The organism is Cupriavidus gilardii, from assembly GCF_013347325.1.
In the GTDB taxonomy this organism is placed as follows: Bacteria; Pseudomonadota; Gammaproteobacteria; order Burkholderiales; family Burkholderiaceae; genus Cupriavidus; species Cupriavidus gilardii.
Genome location: NZ_CP054626.1, coordinates 132,318 through 149,135, shown reverse-complemented (window position 1 = coordinate 149,135; position 16,818 = coordinate 132,318). Strand labels below are relative to the sequence as shown.

15 protein-coding genes are annotated in these 16,818 nt (G+C 67.8%); 8 read left to right on the top strand and 7 right to left on the bottom strand.

Annotation, left to right across the window (positions count from 1 at the left end; genetic code table 11):
- Nucleotides 1-215 precede the first annotated feature (215 nt).
- Nucleotides 216-1,571, top strand: a complete 1,356-nt coding sequence (locus tag FOB47_RS10890; RefSeq protein ID WP_174781070.1) for an ATP-binding protein — start codon at nt 216-218, stop codon at nt 1,569-1,571.
- Complete coding sequence (locus tag FOB47_RS10885; RefSeq protein WP_174781069.1) at nt 1,568-2,191, top strand: response regulator transcription factor; 624 nt, start codon at nt 1,568-1,570, stop codon at nt 2,189-2,191. Before FOB47_RS10890 ends, FOB47_RS10885 begins: the two co-directional genes overlap by 4 nt.
- Before the next feature lie 74 nt (nt 2,192-2,265).
- On the opposite strand, the gene FOB47_RS10880 is transcribed toward FOB47_RS10885, so the two are convergent.
- The 7 genes from FOB47_RS10880 to glgX all read right to left on the bottom strand — a co-directional run bounded on the left by FOB47_RS10880 (nt 2,266) and on the right by glgX (nt 9,501).
- Complete coding sequence (locus FOB47_RS10880; RefSeq protein WP_174781068.1) at nt 2,266-2,574, bottom strand: hypothetical protein; 309 nt, start codon at nt 2,572-2,574, stop codon at nt 2,266-2,268.
- Between the two features lie 132 nt (nt 2,575-2,706).
- The gene (locus tag FOB47_RS10875; RefSeq protein WP_023264984.1) at nt 2,707-2,910 is read right to left on the bottom strand and encodes a CsbD family protein; all 204 of its coding nucleotides are present in this window, start codon (nt 2,908-2,910) and stop codon (nt 2,707-2,709) included.
- Between the two features lie 98 nt (nt 2,911-3,008).
- On the bottom strand, nt 3,009-3,593 hold the full coding sequence (locus FOB47_RS10870) for a hypothetical protein (protein WP_006576302.1): 585 nt from the start codon (nt 3,591-3,593) through the stop codon (nt 3,009-3,011).
- Between the two features lie 255 nt (nt 3,594-3,848).
- The gene (gene hslU, locus FOB47_RS10865) at nt 3,849-5,180 is read right to left on the bottom strand and encodes an ATP-dependent protease ATPase subunit HslU (RefSeq protein ID WP_174781067.1); all 1,332 of its coding nucleotides are present in this window, start codon (nt 5,178-5,180) and stop codon (nt 3,849-3,851) included.
- 117 nt (nt 5,181-5,297) lie between these two features.
- Nucleotides 5,298-5,834 carry an ATP-dependent protease subunit HslV gene (gene hslV / locus FOB47_RS10860; protein WP_053820902.1) on the bottom strand — a complete coding sequence of 179 codons (537 nt, stop codon included), beginning with the start codon at nt 5,832-5,834 and terminating at the stop codon, nt 5,298-5,300.
- A 294-nt stretch (nt 5,835-6,128) separates the two neighbouring features.
- Nucleotides 6,129-7,115, bottom strand: a complete 987-nt coding sequence (locus FOB47_RS10855; RefSeq protein ID WP_064574951.1) for a tripartite tricarboxylate transporter substrate-binding protein — start codon at nt 7,113-7,115, stop codon at nt 6,129-6,131.
- Nucleotides 7,116-7,311: 196 nt separating this feature from the next.
- A complete protein-coding gene (glgX, locus tag FOB47_RS10850; protein WP_174781066.1) occupies nt 7,312-9,501 on the bottom strand; it encodes a glycogen debranching protein GlgX in 2,190 nt (729 codons plus the stop codon).
- Nucleotides 9,502-9,715: 214 nt separating this feature from the next.
- Here glgX and FOB47_RS10845 point away from each other — a divergent pair, with 214 nt between their 5' ends.
- The 6 genes from FOB47_RS10845 (at nt 9,716) to FOB47_RS10820 (ending at nt 16,816) form a co-directional block, all read left to right on the top strand.
- Nucleotides 9,716-10,285, top strand: a complete 570-nt coding sequence (locus FOB47_RS10845) for a Fur family transcriptional regulator (protein ID WP_174781065.1) — start codon at nt 9,716-9,718, stop codon at nt 10,283-10,285.
- Complete coding sequence (locus FOB47_RS10840; RefSeq protein WP_174781064.1) at nt 10,273-11,364, top strand: CobW family GTP-binding protein; 1,092 nt, start codon at nt 10,273-10,275, stop codon at nt 11,362-11,364. Before FOB47_RS10845 ends, FOB47_RS10840 begins: the two co-directional genes overlap by 13 nt.
- Nucleotides 11,365-11,777: 413 nt before the next feature.
- Nucleotides 11,778-12,464, top strand: coding sequence for an RNA polymerase-binding protein DksA (dksA, locus tag FOB47_RS26160; protein ID WP_023264981.1), 687 nt, complete (start codon nt 11,778-11,780; stop codon nt 12,462-12,464).
- Between the two features lie 209 nt (nt 12,465-12,673).
- A complete protein-coding gene (gene zigA, locus FOB47_RS10830) occupies nt 12,674-13,999 on the top strand; it encodes a zinc metallochaperone GTPase ZigA (protein ID WP_174781063.1) in 1,326 nt (441 codons plus the stop codon).
- Nucleotides 13,989-14,432: a hypothetical protein gene (locus FOB47_RS10825; protein WP_174781062.1), complete on the top strand. Its 444-nt coding sequence runs from the start codon at nt 13,989-13,991 to the stop codon at nt 14,430-14,432. The genes zigA and FOB47_RS10825 overlap by 11 nt, the downstream gene beginning before the upstream one ends.
- 197 nt (nt 14,433-14,629) lie before the next feature.
- Complete coding sequence (locus tag FOB47_RS10820) at nt 14,630-16,816, top strand: TonB-dependent receptor (RefSeq protein ID WP_174781061.1); 2,187 nt, start codon at nt 14,630-14,632, stop codon at nt 16,814-16,816.
- Nucleotides 16,817-16,818 lie beyond the last annotated feature (2 nt).

The window sequence follows — 16,818 nt, the reverse complement described above, 5'->3', positions numbered from 1 at the left end:
GACCGGTCGTGTAAATGGTCGGGTAGATGGTCGGGTAAATGGCCCCGTAACAGCGCGATTAGACCATGAACCGCGGCGGGGTCACGGCGGGCATGAACACGCCATGGAGACCCACGCGATGCAATCCGCCAGTCTGGCAGCGCCCCGCCGCGTGACCAATGCGGCATGGTGTCGCACGAGCCGGCCGGTGGCGGCGCCGTTGCTACACTCGCGGCATGACGATGACCGCCCACGCCGCCTCACCCGGAGGCGATTCCCTGCGCGCGCAAGGCCTCGGCGCGGACAGCCTGCTGAGCCTGCGCCGCGTGTACTGGCTGCGCTGGGCCATCCTCGGCGGACAGGGGCTGCTGCTGGCCTGGGCCGAGACGCTGGCGGCGCTGCAACTGCCCTATCGCCCGCTGCTGACGATCTTCGCGCTGCAGGCGCTGTTCAATCTGCTGACCGCCTGGCGGCTGCGCCAGCATGCGCGCGCCGGCTCGGTGCCGGGCGATGCCGAATTGATGGGACAGCTGCTGGTCGACCTGACCGCGCTGTCGGCGATCCTGTTCTTCACCGGCGGCGCTACCAACCCCTTCGTCTCCTTCTATCTGCCGGGATTGGCGCTGGCGGCCGCCATCGTGCCGTGGCGCCAGGTGGTCGCGCTGGCGCTGTACGCGCTGGCCTGCTATTCGCTGATGCTGTTTGAGTACGTGCCCCTGCACCTGCACGACCCGGACAACGCGGTGGTCTACCATCTGGTCGGCATGTGGCTCAATTTCGTCGCCAGCGCCGTGATGATCGCGCTGTTCGTCGCGCGGCTGTCCGGCGTGCTGCGCGAACGCGAGGCGCAACTGGCCGATGCGCGCGAACGGCTGCTGCGCGAGGCGCGGGTCGAGTCGCTGAACGCCCAGGCCGCGACCGTCGCGCACGAGATCGGCACGCCGCTGTCGACGCTCGCCGTGATCGCCGGCGAGCTGCGCGCCGACGCGGCCGACGCGGCCCGCGGCGGTACCGCGATACGCGACTATCTGCCCGACCTGAATACCGTCGAACAGCAGTTGGCGCTATGCCGCGGCATCCTGGCGCGATTGCGCGAAGCAAACCGCGGCGGTGCGCTGCAGCCGGTCGGACATTGGCTGCCCGCCTTCGCCGACGGCTGGCAACTGCGCCATCCGCAGGCGCGCGTCGACACCGCGATCGCCCCGGATGCCGCCGGCGTGCCGATCGAGCCGGCGCGGACCGGGCAGATGCTGACGATCCTGCTCGACAACGCCGCCCGCAGCCAGCAGGCCGCCGGACGCGGCGATTTGCCGCTGAAGCTGGCGATCGCGCTCGATCGGCGGAGCGGTCCGAGCGAACTCGTGCTGCGCGTGATCGACCACGGCACCGGCATGCCCGCGGCGCTGCGCGCGCGGCTCGGCGAGGCGCCGGTGGCGAGCACGCACGGCGGCCAAGGCATCGGCACCTATCTGGCGCAGAGCGTGGCGCGCCAGATAGGTGGACGGCTGCTGTGGCAGGACCGTCCCGAAGGCGGCACCGTGGCCGAGCTGCGGCTGCCGGCAATCAGCGATTCCCTGGAGCATCCGGCATGAACCTGACGTCGACCGCTTCCCTTTCCTCCGCTGCCGCCGACAACGCCGACGCCGGCGCGCCCTTCCTGGTGATCGACGACGACCCGGTGTTCTCCGACACGCTGGCACGCGCGCTGTCGCGGCGCGGCTTCGCGGTCGACGTCGCGCGCAACCGCCAACAGGCGCTGGCGCTCGCCGAGAAGACCGCGTTCCGCTATGTCACGCTGGACCTGCATCTGGCCGCCGGCCCCGCGGCCGGCGTAACCGCGCCCGCCGACTCCGGGCTGCAGCTGGTGGCGCCACTGCGGGCGATGCTGCCGCGCGCGCGCATCCTGGTGCTGACCGGCTACGCCAGCATCGCCACCGCGGTGGCGGCGGTCAAACAGGGCGCCGACGAATATCTGGCCAAGCCGGCCAATGTCGATTCGATCCTGGCCGCGCTCAAGTCCGGCATCTCGGAAGAGGCTGCCGAGGCCGCGCTCGAGGATCCGCTGCCGTTGTCGGTGCCGCGGCTGGAGTGGGAGCACATCCAGCGCGTGCTGGCCGAACACGGCGGCAACATCTCGGCGACCGCGCGCGCGCTGAACATGCATCGGCGCACGCTGCAACGCAAGCTCGCCAAGCGGCCGGTCTCGCGCTAGGCGCGCGAACGTAAAAAGGGCCTGCATTCGCAGGCCCTTGCCGTATCGCATCACGGCCACCGCCGCGCGCCGCTTCACAGGCGCAGCTGCACGTAGTCCCAGCCGAGGTCATCGCCGCCGTTGGCCGCACGATCGGCCATGTCCGTCGTGCCGGTCATGCCGCTGGTACCCACCCGCAGCGCATCGAACGCATGCCGGTTCGAGCGTGCGCCGTACTCGGCGGACTCGCTGACGAACACCGCGTGCGAGACCTTGACCTTGCCGTCGCCCGTGGCCGCATCGATGCGCGTGGCTTCGCCGCGGTCGGGCACGGCGCACAGGAACGCCGTCGCCCCCGCCAGTCCGGCCAGCACGCCTGCCGACATCCAACCGATATGCTTCATTCTGACCTCCTGCTTACGGCCATACTGCAGCCCAACGAGGCGCAAGCTTCTCATCGTCGCGGCGGCCGTGCCAGCCTGCTTACCAACGCTTACCTGGCTTACCTGCCGTCAACGGATGTCACCGGGCGGCCATCACCACCGGGTGTCGCGCTCCCACTCCCGCATTTCTTCCTCGGCGCGCTCCTTGGTGTAGCCATAGCGCTCCTGGATCTTGCCGGCCAGCTGATCGCGCTTGCCGTTGATCTGCGTGAGATCGTCATCGGTGAGCTGGCCCCACTTCTCCTTGACCTTGCCCTTGGCCTGCTCCCATTTCCCTTCGATCTGGTCCCAGTTCATGATCTGCTCCTCAATGTGGATGGATACGTTCGCGACTTCGCTCGCCGTGCACAGATGGCACCGGCCGCGTCAGCCGCGGCCGGCCCGTTGCGCATCGATCAGCGGTTGTACTTCGCCTTGACGTCGGCCTCGCAGCGGTCCTTGGCGTCGCCCGACATCGCGTCGCACTTCTCCTTGTCCGCCTTGTAGGCCGCGTCGCTGGTGTCCTTGCGGGCCTCGCGGCGCGCCTCGGCGACATCGGTGCGCGTGCCGCCGCCGGCAGCCGCGCGGGTCGTCTTGGCCTCGCCCAGCGCCTTCTCATGCGCCGTCTTGGCTTCCTTTACGCAAACGTCCTTGTCGTTGCCCTTCTTGTCGTCGCAGCGTTCCTTCGCGACTTCGTACTCGCGGTCGGCCTTGACCTTCAGGACCTTGGCACGTGCCGCCTCGGTGCCATCGCGGCGCGCCTCGGCTTCGGCCTTCGCCACGTCGCGGTCGCGCTTGGCCTCGGCCTCGCAAACGTCCTCGGCGTTGTCCTTCATGGCGTCACAACGGGTCTTCGCGTTCTTGTAGTCGGCGTCGGCCCGCGAGACGGCGGCGTCATAGTCGGCGCGGGCACCGGACGGCGCGCTCTGCGCCAGCGCAAACCCTGCCGGTGCGGCAACCATCATCGAACACACTGCAGCAGACAGCCATTTCTTCATCATGTCGCGCTCCTGTCGTCATCAAACGGTGAGAGGTCGCAAGGCCCGACGGTGGCGTCCGCCTTGCTGTCTCGTCGTATATGAAGGTTATGTGGCGTGCGCTTTTGCAAGCAGGCGGGGGCTTCCGAAAGGGGAGTAAGACGATTCCCACATGAGGCGGGCACGTCACGACGAGACGACAGAGGGCGAAAAAAATGCGCCTTCTCATCGCTGAGAAGGCGCACTTCGGTGTGCGGCTTTCGGGGATCGCGCCCTGGCTTACAGCACGTAGCGCGACAGGTCCTCGTTGGCCGACAGATCGCCGAGCCGTTCGTCGACATAGGCCGCGTCGATCGTCACGGTCTCGCCGCTCGAGCGGGTGGCGTGGAACGACAGGTCCTCGAGGAGGCGCTCCATCACCGTGTACAGCCGGCGCGCGCCGATGTTCTCGACCTTCTCGTTGACCGAGTGGGCGATCTCCGCCAGCCGGCGGATGCCGTCCGGCGCGAATACCAGGTCGACCTGCTCGGTCGCCAGCAGCGCCTGGTACTGCTTGGTCAGGCTGGCGTCGGTCTGCGTCAGGATGGCCTCGAAGTCGGCCACCGACAGCGACTCGAGTTCGACCCGGATCGGGAAGCGGCCCTGCAGCTCGGGGATCAGGTCGCTCGGCTTGGACAGGTGGAACGCGCCCGAGGCGATGAACAGGATATGGTCGGTCCGCACCATGCCGTACTTGGTGCTGACCGTGGTGCCCTCGACCAGCGGCAGCAGGTCGCGCTGCACGCCCTGGCGCGACACCTCGCCGCCGCCCAGTTCGCTGCGGCTGGCGATCTTGTCGATCTCGTCGAGGAACACGATGCCGTTCTGCTCGACATTGGCCAGCGCCTTCTGCTTCAGGTCGTCGTCATTGACCAGCTTGGCCGCCTCCTCGTCGATCAGCTGCTTGAACGCTTCCTTGACCTTCATCTTGCGGCGCAGCTTCTTGCCCTGGCCCAGGCCGGCAAACATGCTGCGCAGCTGCTCGGTCATGTCTTCCATGCCCGGCGGGCCCATGATGTCCAGGCTCGGCACCGCGGCCGCCAGTTCGAGCTCGACTTCCTTGTCGTCGAGCTGTCCCTCGCGCAGCTTCTTGCGGAAGACCAGGCGGGTGTTGGAATCCTTTTCCTCGGGCTGGGCGAAGCCGATGTCGCGCGGCGGCGGCAGCAGCACGTCGAGCAGGCGGTCCTCGGCCGCATCCTCGGCCTTGGTGCGCACCTTCTTCATCTCGGATTCGCGCGTCTGCTTGATCGCCATTTCGACCAGGTCGCGCACGATGGTGTCGACGTCGCGGCCGACATAGCCGACCTCGGTGAACTTGGTGGCTTCGATCTTGATGAAGGGTGCATCGGCCAGCTTGGCCAGGCGGCGCGCGATCTCGGTCTTGCCGACGCCGGTCGGGCCGATCATCAGGATGTTCTTCGGCGTGATTTCCTGGCGCAGCGGGTCGGCCACCTGCTGGCGACGCCAGCGGTTGCGCAGCGCCACCGCGACGGCCTTCTTGGCCTTGTTCTGGCCAATGATGTGCTTGTCGAGCTCGGAAACGATTTCCGACGGAGTCATGGTGTGGGACATGGGTCTCGGTATCCGGGTATCCGTTCAATGAGGGCCGGTCAGGGCGCCGCCACGGCGCACTGCCGCGCGGTGGTGCGCCCGGCGGGCGTCACGTGCGGGAAAGCGTGATGCGGACGCTCACTCGAGCGTCTCGATGACGAAATTGGTATTGGTGTAGATGCACAGTTCGCCGGCGATGCGCAGCGATTTCTCGACCACGTCCTTGGGCGAGAGCTCGGTGTTCTCCATCAGCGCCTTGGCGGCCGACTGCGCATAGGCGCCGCCCGAGCCGATCGCCGCAATGCCGCCTTCGGGATCGAGCACGTCGCCGTTGCCGGTGATCACCAGCGTGGTGTCGCGGTCGGCGGTGATCAGCATCGCCTCGAGCCGGCGCAGCGCGCGATCGGAACGCCAGTCCTTGGCCAGATCGACCGCGGCGCGCGTCAGATTGCCCTGGTACTTCTCCAGCTTGGCCTCGAAGCGGTCCAGCAGCGAGAACGCGTCGGCGGTGCTGCCGGCGAAGCCCACCAGCACCTTGCCGTTGTAGATGCGGCGCACCTTGCGTGCGGTGCCCTTCATCACGATATTGCCGAGAGTGACCTGACCGTCACCGCCCAGGGCAACCTGGTTGCCGCGCCGGACGCTGACGATGGTAGTGCCGTGATACTGTTCCATGGTGGCTTCTGAGTTGGGTTCAGGCAGCTACTTGGCGACGGCCTGACGGAATTCAAGGGCGGGCGCCGACAGTGCGGACGAGGCGCATTCGTCGCCGCTCCGCGCGCGTCTCCTCAATATAGATGGCCGCAGCGGCCCCTTGCCTCGGCTGCCCCGGCCCCCGTCAGCGCAGGCGCGCAGCTTTCCACCATGCAAAAACAAAAAGGCCACGCGCTGCCGCGTGGCCTCGGATGCCGTTCCGCCGCCGCGCTGCGCGGAACGCAGCGGCGGCGAATCGGTCAGCGTCGCCTCGACTCAGTCCGCATAGACGCCGGCCTTGCGAATCACCGGGGTCCACTTGTTGATTTCGTTGCCGAGGAAGGTCTTCAGCGAATCCGGCGTGGCGCGCTGGGCCGGCACCGCTTCGGCGCCCAGCTCGGCCATCTTGGCGCGGAAGCCCGGGTCGGTCACCGACTTCTGCAGCGCCGCCGACAGCTTCTCGATCACCGGCTGCGGCGTGCCCTTCGGGGCGTACATCGCGTGCCAGATCTTGACTTCGATGTTCGACAGGCCCTGCTCGGCCGCGGTCGGGATGTCCTTGAACGCCTCGACGCGGCGCGGCTGCATCGCGGCATAGGGCTTGAGCGCGTTGGCCTTGAGCTGGCCGGCGATATTGGTGGTCTGGTCGCACATCAGGTTGACCTGGCCGCCCAGGATATCGGTCAGCGCCGGCGCGGTGCCCTTGTACGGAACCGTGGTCAGCTCGGTCTGGATCGCGCTCTGGAACAGCAGGCCGCACAGGTGCGAGGCCGAGCCGATGCCGGCGTTGGCGAGCGACAGCTTGCTGGCGTTGGCCTTGATGTACGGCAGCAGGTCCTTCAGCGTGTTCGGCGGCAGGTTCTTGTTGCCGACCAGCACCATCGGCACGTCGGCGATTTCGCCGATGTACTCGAAGTCCTTCAGCGGATCGAAGCCCAGATTGCGGTACAGCGCCGGCGCAGTCGACATGCCGATATGGTGGATCAGCACGGTGTGGCCGTCGTTCTTAGACTGGGCCACCTTCTTCGCGCCGATCGTGCCGCCGGCGCCGCCGAGGTTTTCGATCACGATGGTCGCGCCCAGATGCTTGGACATGACCTGCGCCAGTTCGCGCGCCACCTTGTCGGTCGGACCGCCCGCGGCGAACGGCACCACGGCCGAAACCGGCCGGCTGCCCGGATAGTCCTGCGCCTGTACCACGCCAGGCAGCGCCAGTGCGGCGGCCGCAAGGGCGGCGGCCACGGTTTTTGCAACGTGTTTCATTATTTCTCCTGATTTCCCCGACTTCCCGTCGTGCAGACTGCCATGCCGCCCAGCCGCCGTGGCGGCGTGGGCCGCCTCACCGGAGGCCGCGGCTTGGAGCCGCCATGCTATCAACGGCGACTTGCGTCAAATATCAGGAAATACCCGGGCAGAAGCGCACGGCGCGCCGCTTGCCCCGGGCGGTGCCGGCTCGATGTCAGTGGCTGCCGGCGCCCGGTTGCGCTTCCTCCGTCAGCACGCCTTCCAGCCGTTCGAACACGCGCCGCGTCGAGCCGCGCGCCTCGAGCGCGAACAGCAACACCGAGCGCCCGGTGACCTGGTAGACGTCGCCGGACGAGAACTCCGGCAGCTCCTCGCGCACCGGCATGTTGGTGTCGATCAGGCAGGTCCACTGGTCGCTGCCGGGGATCTGCGGCAGGGTGAACTCGACCATGTCGTGATAGGCGTTGAACACCAGCAGCAGCGTCGCCTCCGAGGCCGGACGGCGGATGCCGGTGGCGCGCGCGCGGCCGTCGATGACCAGGCCGAAGCAGCGCATCGAGGCGTCGTCCCAGTGTTCCGGCGTCAGTTCGTCGCCGGCGGCGCTGATCCACTTGACGTCGGCCACGCCAAGCTCCTCGTCGAACTCGCCGGTCAGGAAGCGGCCGCGCCGCAGCACCGGCAACGCACGCCGCAGCGCGGTCAGCTTGCGCACGAATTCGATCAGCGCGCGGCCGCGCTCGTCGATGTCCCAGTCGACCCAGCTGATGTCGTTGTCCTGGCAGTAGGCGTTGTTGTTGCCCTGCTGGGTGCGGCCGAACTCGTCGCCGGCCACCATCATCGGCGTACCCTGCGAGAACAGCAGCGTGGCCAGCAGATTGCGCTTCTGGCGCTCGCGCAGCTCGACGATATCGGGGTCGTCGGTCGGCCCTTCGGCGCCGCAGTTCCACGAGCGGTTGTCGCTGGTGCCGTCGTTGTTGTCCTCGCCGTTGGCATCGTTGTGCTTGTCGTTGTACGAGACCAGGTCGTGCAGCGTGAAGCCATCGTGCGCGGTGATGAAGTTGACGCTGGCCCACGGCCGGCGCCCGCTGTGGTTGAACTTGTCGCCGGAGGCGGTGACCCGCGCCGCCAGTTCCGGCGCGACGCCCTCCTCGCCGCGCCAGAAGTCGCGCACCGAGTCACGGAACCTGTCGTTCCACTCGGCCCATCCGGCCGGAAAGCCGCCGACCTGGTAGCCGCCCGGGCCGCAGTCCCACGGCTCGGCGATCAGCTTGACGCTGGACAGGATCGGATCCTGCCGGCACGCCTTCAGGAAGCCGCTGCCATAGTCGAAGCCGCCTGGCTCGCGGCCGAGGATCGTGGCCAGGTCGAAGCGGAAGCCGTCGACCTGCATCTCGGTGACCCAGTAGCGCAGGCTGTCCATCACCATCTGCAGCACGCGCGGATGCGACAGGTTCAGCGTGTTGCCGGTACCGGTGTCATTGATGTAGTAGCGCTTGTCGTCCGGCATCAGCCGGTAGTAGGACAGGTTGTCGATGCCGCGGAACGACAGCGTCGCGCCCAGTTCGCTGCCTTCGGCGGTATGGTTGTAGACCACGTCGAGGATGATCTCGAGCCCCGCCTCGTGAAAGCGGTCGATCATCTGCTTCAGTTCCCCGACGGCGCCCGGCCCGCGCGCGAAGAAGCGCGGATCCGGCGCGAAGAAGCCGATCGTGTTGTAGCCCCAGTAGTTGGTCAGGCCCTTGTCGAGCAGATGGCTGTCGTTCAGGAAGGCGTGGATCGGCAGCAGCTCGATCGATGTCACGCCCAGCGCCTTGATATGGTCGATCACCGCACGCTGGCCTAGTCCCTCGAAGGTGCCGCGCATCGCCTCCGGTACCACCGGATGGCGTTTGGTATAGCCCCTGACATGGGTCTCGTAGAAGATGGTCCGCTCCCACGGCACGCGTACGCTCAACGGGTGCTCCCAGGTGAAGGCCTGGTCCACGACCTGGCACTTCGGCATGAAGGGCGCGCTGTCGCTGTCGCTGAAGCTCAGGTCGTCCTCGCCCATCCGATAGCCGAACACCGCGGGGTCCCAGCGCAGCTCGCCGACATAGGCCTTGGCATAGGGGTCGAGCAGCAGCTTGTTCGGATTGAAGCGATGGCCGTTGGCCGGATCGTAGGGCCCGTGCACGCGATAGCCGTAGACCGCGCCCGGCGCCAGCCCGTGCACGCGGACGTGCCAGACCTCGTCGGTGTATTCGGGCAGCGCGATGCGCTCGATTTCCCGTTCGCCGTTCTGGTCGAACAGGCACAACTCGACCTTGCTGGCATGGGCGCTGAACAGCGCGAAGTTGACGCCGTCGCCGTCCCAGGTGGCGCCCAGGGGAAACGGCAAGCCTTCGCTGATGGTGTGATTCGACATGGCGCGCGGCACTCCCGTGTGGAAACGATCGTGCGGGAGCACGGCGCATGCCCGGACGCCGGCCATGGCACGCAGGGCGGCGCTTCCCATAATTGCCGCCGCGGCTCCGGCACCGTTGTCAAAACTACAGGGACCCAGCGCCACGCTGAACTCGACAAGCCCCCGTTCTCGCAACTGAATTGCATCTCCGTGGGCACTATGGTTAAATCGCCCCATGTCTTCGCCCACTCCCAGCCTGCCGGCCGCCGTCGATGCGGCACAGGAGCGCCTCCGGGCGCTGGGTGCGCGCGTCACGCAACCGCGCGTCTGCATCCTGGCGTGCCTGATCGGCAGCGACATCCCGCTGACCCACCAGGCCGTGATCGACCGTCTTCCGGGCGGCGTCGAGGCGATCGACCGCGTCACCGTCTATCGGGTGCTCGACTGGCTGGTCGAGCAGGGCCTGGCGCAAAAGCGCGCCGGCAACGACCGCGTGTTCCGCTTCAGCCTGATCGAGCATGAGGCGGCGCGCGCCGAGGTCCATCGCCGGCACAGCCATTTCCATTGCAGCCGGTGCGACCGCACCTTCTGTCTCGAGGCCGAAAGCGCGCCGCCGCGGCAGGCCGCGCCGCGCGTGCCGAGCGGCTTCGCGGTCGAGCACGTCGAATTGACCGTCAACGGCATCTGCGCCGAATGCGGCGCGCGCACCGTGGCCGACGCGCCCGCCGACGATGCCTCTGAAGGTGCGACCGAAAGTGCCGCCGACGCTTCCCCCCATCCCGGAGAACCAACATGTCCAAACTGATCCCGGTCACGATCCTGACGGGCTTTCTCGGCAGCGGCAAAACCACGCTGCTCAAGCGCATCCTCAACGAACAGCACGGCATGAAGATCGCCGTGATCGAAAACGAGTTCGGCGAGGAAAACATCGACAACGAGATCCTGGTGCAGGACGGCCGCGAGCAGATCGTGCAGATGAGCAACGGCTGCATCTGCTGCACGATCCGCGGCGATCTGGTGCAGGCGCTGTCGGACCTGATCGGCCGCCGCGACGCCGGCGAGATCGATTTCGACCGGGTCGTGATCGAGACCACCGGCGTGGCCAATCCCGGCCCGGTGGCACAGACCTTCTTCATGGACGACGAGATCGCCTCGCGCTATCTGCTCGACGCCGTGGTCACGCTGGTCGACGCCAAGCACGGCAACCAGCAGCTGGACAAGCAGGAGGAGGCGCAGCGCCAGGTCGGCTTCGCCGATGCGATCTTCATCACCAAGGCCGACCTGGTGTCGGCGGACGAGTTGGCCGACCTGCGCCATCGCGTGCTGCAGATGAATCCGCGCGCGCCGATCGGCACCGCGCATTTCGGCGAGGCGCCGATCGACTCGATCTTCGACCTGCGCGGCTTCAACCTGAACGCCAAGCTCGAGATCGACCCGGACTTCCTGCGCGCCGAGGAACACGACCATGACCATGACCACGAGCATGGCGAGCACTGCGGCGCCGACTGCGGCCATGACCACGACCACGGTCACCAGCACGGTCACGGTCACGGTCACGGCCACAACCACCTCCATCATCACCACCACACCGACCGCATCGGCTCGTTCGTCTTCCGCAGCGACAAGCCCTTCCACTACGGCAAGCTCGAGGAATTCCTGTCGGGGATCCTGACCGTCTACGGCGAGAAGCTGCTGCGCTACAAGGGCGTGCTCTATATGGAAGGGGTCGACCGCAAGGTGGTATTCCAGGGCGTGCACCAGCTGATGGGCAGCGACATCGGCGGCAAATGGGAAGATGAAACCCCAGGCACCAAAATGGTGTTTATCGGCGTCGACCTGCCCAAGGACGCGATCCTCAAAGGCCTGGCCAACTGCCTCGCCTGACGATGGCTGGGTGACCGAGGCGGGCTCCGCTCCTCGGTTACCAGCACCGCCAGCGCCCTGCTTGCCGCGATGCGGCCCCCGTACGGGTGAAACACCGGTGCTGCGCACGGATATACGCGGTACGCGCCGCTCGGTGAAACACCGAATATCCGGTCCGGTTTTCCACCGTATCTCCTGGTAATTTGTTCAAGTACAATAAGCCGGATGTGATGCGGGCAGCGCGGTCTTGCCGCCGCCCGCGTCGTATGCAGGGCGGCGGTAGTCGTCAGCATCAGACGGCCGTCCTGCGGTGCGGCCGCTGTGCTCGTGCGATGGCCGTCGAACGCGCGGGATCTCGTGCCGCAACGTTTCAGGGCGTTGCCGCTGGGGCAACGACGCCGACCGATGTCGACCGACGCCGAGAAAGGGATCCCATGGTAGCCGCAGCAAAAACCAAAGAAAGCCGCAGCAAGACCGCTGGTGCTGCGGCCGCTACGACAAAGGCGCAGGGACAGCAAGCTGCGCCTACCCCCCGGAACGGCTCGGCGCCGGCCGGTACCGGAGCGGCAAAGGGAGGCACGCGAAGCAGCAAGACTGCAGCCAGCCAGAGTGAAACGGTCGAACCGCGCAAGCGGACCGACACTGCATCCGCGCGGAATACGACGCCGCCGGTCGCATCAACAAGAGAATCAGCAGCAACCATGAGCAGCAATAAACTTCTGACTGAAGCTGAAATCCTGAAGATGGACGACAAGGACTACATGAACGAGGCCCAACTGGCCTTTTTCAAGAACCGCCTTGAACAGCTGCGCGACGAAATCCTGAAGAACGCCGACCAGACCACCGAGCATCTGCGCGAAACGGTCATCGTGCCGGATCCGGCGGACCGCGCCACGATCGAAGAAGAACATGCCCTGGAGCTGCGCACGCGCGACCGCGAGCGCAAGCTGCTGAAGAAGGTCGAGCAGTCGCTGGCCCGCATCGAGTCCGGCGACTATGGCTGGTGCGAGGAAACCGGCGAGCCGATCGGCGTGCCGCGTCTGCTGGCCCGCCCGACCGCGACGCTGTCGCTGGAAGCCCAGCAGCGCCGCGAGCTGCGTCAGAAGCTGTTCGGCGATTGAGGCCTGCCCCCCTCGATTCGCACTGCCGACGGCCCGGAACACCGGGCCGTTTTGCTTTTCAGGACGGCGCAGCCGCGCTCGTCGTCGCCAGGCCACGGCAAGGGTGCCGCGGCCGCGCATTTCTGCTACAGTCGCAACCTTGTTGCATCAGCGCGGCCGCCGTGCCGCGCACCTCGGCGCAACGCCTGCCCCCCATACCCTAGATCGCCATGGCCGACCGTCTTCCCGTCACCGTATTGGCCGGCTTCCTCGGCGCCGGCAAGACCACGCTGCTGCAGCACGTGCTGGCCAACCGCGAAGGCAAGCGCGTGGCGGTCATCGTCAACGATCTGGCCGACGTCAATATCGATGCGCGCCTGGTCGGCGAAGGCGTGCTGGCGCAGGCCGGCGAGCGGCTGGTCGAGCTGTCCAACGGCTGCATCTGCTGCACGCTGCGCGAGGATCTGCTGGTCGAGATCGCGGCGCTGGCGCGCGAGGGGCGCTTCGACTATCTGCTGGTCGAATCGACCGGCGTGGCCGAACCGCTGCCCATCGCCGAGACCTTCACCTTTGAAGACGAACACGGCCACGCGCTGGACAGCCTGGCCCGGCTCGACACCATCGTCACCGTGGTCGACGCCGCGCATTTCCTGCAGGATTTCGACGAGGCCGATTATCTGAGCGACCGCGGCCAGGCCCGCGACGACGAGGACGACCGCACCGTGGTCGATCTGCTGATCGAGCAGGTCGAGTTCTGCGACGTGATCGTGCTGAACAAGATCGATCTGGTCGGCGACGCGGAACGCGAACGGCTGATCGCGCTGCTGCATGTGCTCAATCCGCGCGCCGAGATCGTGCCCGCCAGCTTCGGCAAGGTGCCGCTGGACAAGGTGCTCGACACCGGCCGCTTCGACTTCGAAGCGGCCGCGGCAGCGCCGGGCTGGCAGGCGGAACTGCGCGGCGAGCATGTGCCCGAGAGCGAAGCCTACGGCATCGGCAGCTTCGTCTACCGGCGTCGGCGCCCGTTCCATCCGCGCCGCTTCGCCGACCTGATCCATACCGAATGGCTGCGCCAGCACGGCAACGTGCTGCGCTCCAAGGGGTTCTTCTGGCTGGCCAGCCGCATGGACGTGGCCGGCAGCTGGAGCCAGGCCGGCGGCGTGTGCCGCCACGGCGGTGCCGGGGCCTGGTGGGCGGCGATCGATCCGGCCGACTGGCCGCAGGACGACGAGACACTGGCCGCGATCCGCGCCGACTCGCAGGTCGACGGTGCGCCGGCGCCGTTCGGCGACCGGCGCCAGGAGCTGGTGCTGATCGGCCAGAACATGGACCGCGCCGCGCTGGAAGCGGCGCTCGACGCGTGCCTGCTGAGCGACGCCGAGATGGCCGCCGGTCCCGAGGCCTGGATTGCCTACGACGATCCGTTCCCCAGTTGGGAAGACGCCTTCGACGACGAGGGCGATCACGACCATCGCGACCACGATCACGATCACGATCATCACGATCACGACGGGGCCCCGTGCGACTGCGGGCACCATGGCGGACATGCGCACTGAGCTGCTGCGCGCGCTGCGGCGCCGGGGCACGGATCGCCTGAGTGGCGCGCTGTGGGCCCTGTGGCTGGTGCTGTGCCTGCTGCTGGCGCAGCACGCCGGCCTGGTTCACCGCATCCAGCACGGCGGCTCGCCGGCCGTGCCAATGTCTGGCAACCCGGCTTCGGCGAACCTGGTCGGCACTTCGCTCGCCTCCGCCGGCAGCGATACCCGTATCGACAGCCATGCACCGGACAGCGCGCGCACGCCGATCCATTCGTGCGTGCTGTTCGACGCCGCCACGCAGGCGCTCGGTGCCTGCGGTACGCCGCCGATGCCGCTGCTGTCGCATGGCAAGCCGCTGGTGCCGCCCGGCATCACTTGGCGCTGGCCCCACCTGCCGCCGCAACGCAGCTTCCTGACGCGCGCCCCACCTTCTTCGCTCGCCTTCGCCTGAGCGCGGCCGCTCTTGCGGCCGCTTGTTGACGACCCGGCGATCCCGACGTTCGACCACGCTGACCGGCATTCCCCCTGCGACGGCCCGGCACTGCCACGCCATCGCCGCGGGCCTTGCCTTGCCGCGCCTTGCCGCACCAGTCCGCAGCGAGTCACCGAGCGCGACCGATCGCCACGATGTTCTTCGCATCGCGAGCCATGAATCCGACCCTGCAACGCACTACCGCACACCGTTCCGCCGACGCTTCGGCCAGCCCGACACAACACCTGACACATATCGCGCCTCGGCTCGGCGCCCGCCTGACCCCGCTGGCCGCCGTCGCGCTGTGCCTGGCCGCGCCTGCCGCGTGGGGCCAGGCCGCCCCGGCAGCCGCCCCCGCCGCCCCCACCCTCGGCGAAGTGGTGGTCACCGCCAATCCGCTCGGCAGCGACCTGAACTCGCTGGTGCCGGCCGTCTCCACGCTGCAGGGCGACAACCTGGCCGTGCGCCAGAACAGCACGCTCGGGGAAACGCTGAACAGCCTGCCCGGCGTGTCGTCGACCTATTTCGGGCCGAACTCGAGCCGGCCGGTGATTCGCGGGCTCGATGGCGACCGCATCAAGGTGCTGCAGAACGGCGGCAGCAGCATCGACGCCGCCACGCTGTCCTACGACCACGCGGTGCCGCTCGACCCGCTGGTGGCCGAGCGCATCGAGGTCGTGCGCGGCCCCGCGGCGCTGATGTACGGCGGCAACGCGATCGGCGGCGTGGTCAACGTGATCGACAACCGCATCCCCAAGGCGCCGATCGAAGGCGTGACCGGCGCCACCGATCTGAGCGCGACGATCGACGGCGACGCGGCCCGCAATGCCAGCGGCCTGATCGAGGCCGGCAACGGCAAGTTTGCGATCCACGCCGACGCATTCGCCCGCAAGACCAGCGATCTGCGCATCCCCGGCTACGCGCGCAGCGAGCGGCTGCGCAACAGCCAGCCGTTGGAGGAAGGCGAGAGCGAGGTGCGCAAGCGGTTGCCCAATACCAACGCCGAGCAGCACGGCGGCGCGCTGGGCGGCTCCTACACCTGGGCCGACGGCTTCGTCGGCGCCAGCTACAGCGCCTATCGCAACGACTACGGCACGCCGGCCGAAGACGAGGTACGGCTGAACATGAAGCAGGACCGCTTCGCGCTGGAGGGCGAGGCGCGCAACCTGTCCGGCACCACCGGCGGCTGGTTCGAATCGGTCAAGGGCAAGTTCGGCTATACCGACTACGAGCACAAGGAAATCGAGGGCGGCGAAACCGGCACGGTGTTCAAGAACAAGGGCTGGGACGCCCGCATCGAGGCGCAGCACGGCAATATCGGCCGCATGCGCGGCGTGATCGGCGCGCAGTTCGGCGCGACCCGCTTCTCCGCGCTGGGCGAGGAGGCCTTCGTGCCCAGCAGCGACACCGACAATGCCGCGCTGTTCGTGTTCGAGGAAATGCCGCTGGATTCGGCCGGCAACCTGAAGCTGAACCTGGGCGGCCGCATCGACCATACCAGCATCAAGGCCACCGCCGGCGGCAACGAGCGCTTTGCCGATGCCAAGCGCAGCTTCAATGCCGGCAGCGCCTCGGCCGGCCTGCTGTACAAGCTCGGCCCGGCCTGGTCGCTGACCTCGAACGTCGCCTACACCGAGCGCGCGCCGACCTTCTACGAGCTGTACGCCAACGGCCCGCACGTCGCCACCGGCGCCTGGGAACAGGGCAATCCAGACGCCAACAAGGAACGCGCCACCTCGGTCGACCTCGGCCTGCGTTTCAAGCAGGGCGATCACAGCGCCGGTGTGTCCGGCTTCTACAGCCGCTTCTCGAACTATCTGGCGCTGTCCGCGACGGGCAACGCGCGCAACGAGGAAGGCGAGCTGGTGGCCCCCGGCAACGCGGACGCCCTGCCCGAACTGCGCTATCTCGGCATTCCGGCGACGCTGTACGGCTTCGAGGCCGAGGGCAAGACCCGGCTGGCCCGCAAGCTGCTGACCGGCAGCGATACGCTGGACTTCGAGGCGCGGGCGGACTACGTGCGCGGCGAGAACCGCGAGACCGGCGAGCCGCTGCCGCGGCTGGCGCCGCTGCGTCTTGGCGGCGCGCTCGTCTACGGCGCCGGCCCCTTCGGCGCGCGCCTGGACCTGACCTGGGCCGCGAAGCAGACCCGGGTGCCCGTCAACGACACGCCGACCGACGCCTACACGATGCTGGGCGTCGCGCTGACCTACAAGATCAAGAGCGGGCGCACGCAAACCCTGCTCTACCTGCGCGGCGACAACCTGACCAACGAGGAGGCCCGCAATTCCACCTCGATCCTGCGCGACATCGCGCCGATGGCCGGCCGCAGCGTGCGCGTGGGCTTGCGCACGACGTTCTAGCG

Coding starts and splice junctions, on each gene's coding strand:
- FOB47_RS10890 (WP_174781070.1), top strand. CDS start 216: ATGACGATGACCGCCCACGCCGCCTCACCCGGAGGCGATTCCCTGCGC.
- FOB47_RS10885 (WP_174781069.1), top strand. CDS start 1,568: ATGAACCTGACGTCGACCGCTTCCCTTTCCTCCGCTGCCGCCGACAAC.
- FOB47_RS10880 (WP_174781068.1), bottom strand. CDS start 2,574: ATGAAGCATATCGGTTGGATGTCGGCAGGCGTGCTGGCCGGACTGGCG.
- FOB47_RS10875 (WP_023264984.1), bottom strand. CDS start 2,910: ATGAACTGGGACCAGATCGAAGGGAAATGGGAGCAGGCCAAGGGCAAG.
- FOB47_RS10870 (WP_006576302.1), bottom strand. CDS start 3,593: ATGATGAAGAAATGGCTGTCTGCTGCAGTGTGTTCGATGATGGTTGCC.
- hslU (WP_174781067.1), bottom strand. CDS start 5,180: ATGTCCCACACCATGACTCCGTCGGAAATCGTTTCCGAGCTCGACAAG.
- hslV (WP_053820902.1), bottom strand. CDS start 5,834: ATGGAACAGTATCACGGCACTACCATCGTCAGCGTCCGGCGCGGCAAC.
- FOB47_RS10855 (WP_064574951.1), bottom strand. CDS start 7,115: ATGAAACACGTTGCAAAAACCGTGGCCGCCGCCCTTGCGGCCGCCGCA.
- glgX (WP_174781066.1), bottom strand. CDS start 9,501: ATGTCGAATCACACCATCAGCGAAGGCTTGCCGTTTCCCCTGGGCGCC.
- FOB47_RS10845 (WP_174781065.1), top strand. CDS start 9,716: ATGTCTTCGCCCACTCCCAGCCTGCCGGCCGCCGTCGATGCGGCACAG.
- FOB47_RS10840 (WP_174781064.1), top strand. CDS start 10,273: ATGTCCAAACTGATCCCGGTCACGATCCTGACGGGCTTTCTCGGCAGC.
- dksA (WP_023264981.1), top strand. CDS start 11,778: ATGGTAGCCGCAGCAAAAACCAAAGAAAGCCGCAGCAAGACCGCTGGT.
- zigA (WP_174781063.1), top strand. CDS start 12,674: ATGGCCGACCGTCTTCCCGTCACCGTATTGGCCGGCTTCCTCGGCGCC.
- FOB47_RS10825 (WP_174781062.1), top strand. CDS start 13,989: ATGCGCACTGAGCTGCTGCGCGCGCTGCGGCGCCGGGGCACGGATCGC.
- FOB47_RS10820 (WP_174781061.1), top strand. CDS start 14,630: ATGAATCCGACCCTGCAACGCACTACCGCACACCGTTCCGCCGACGCT.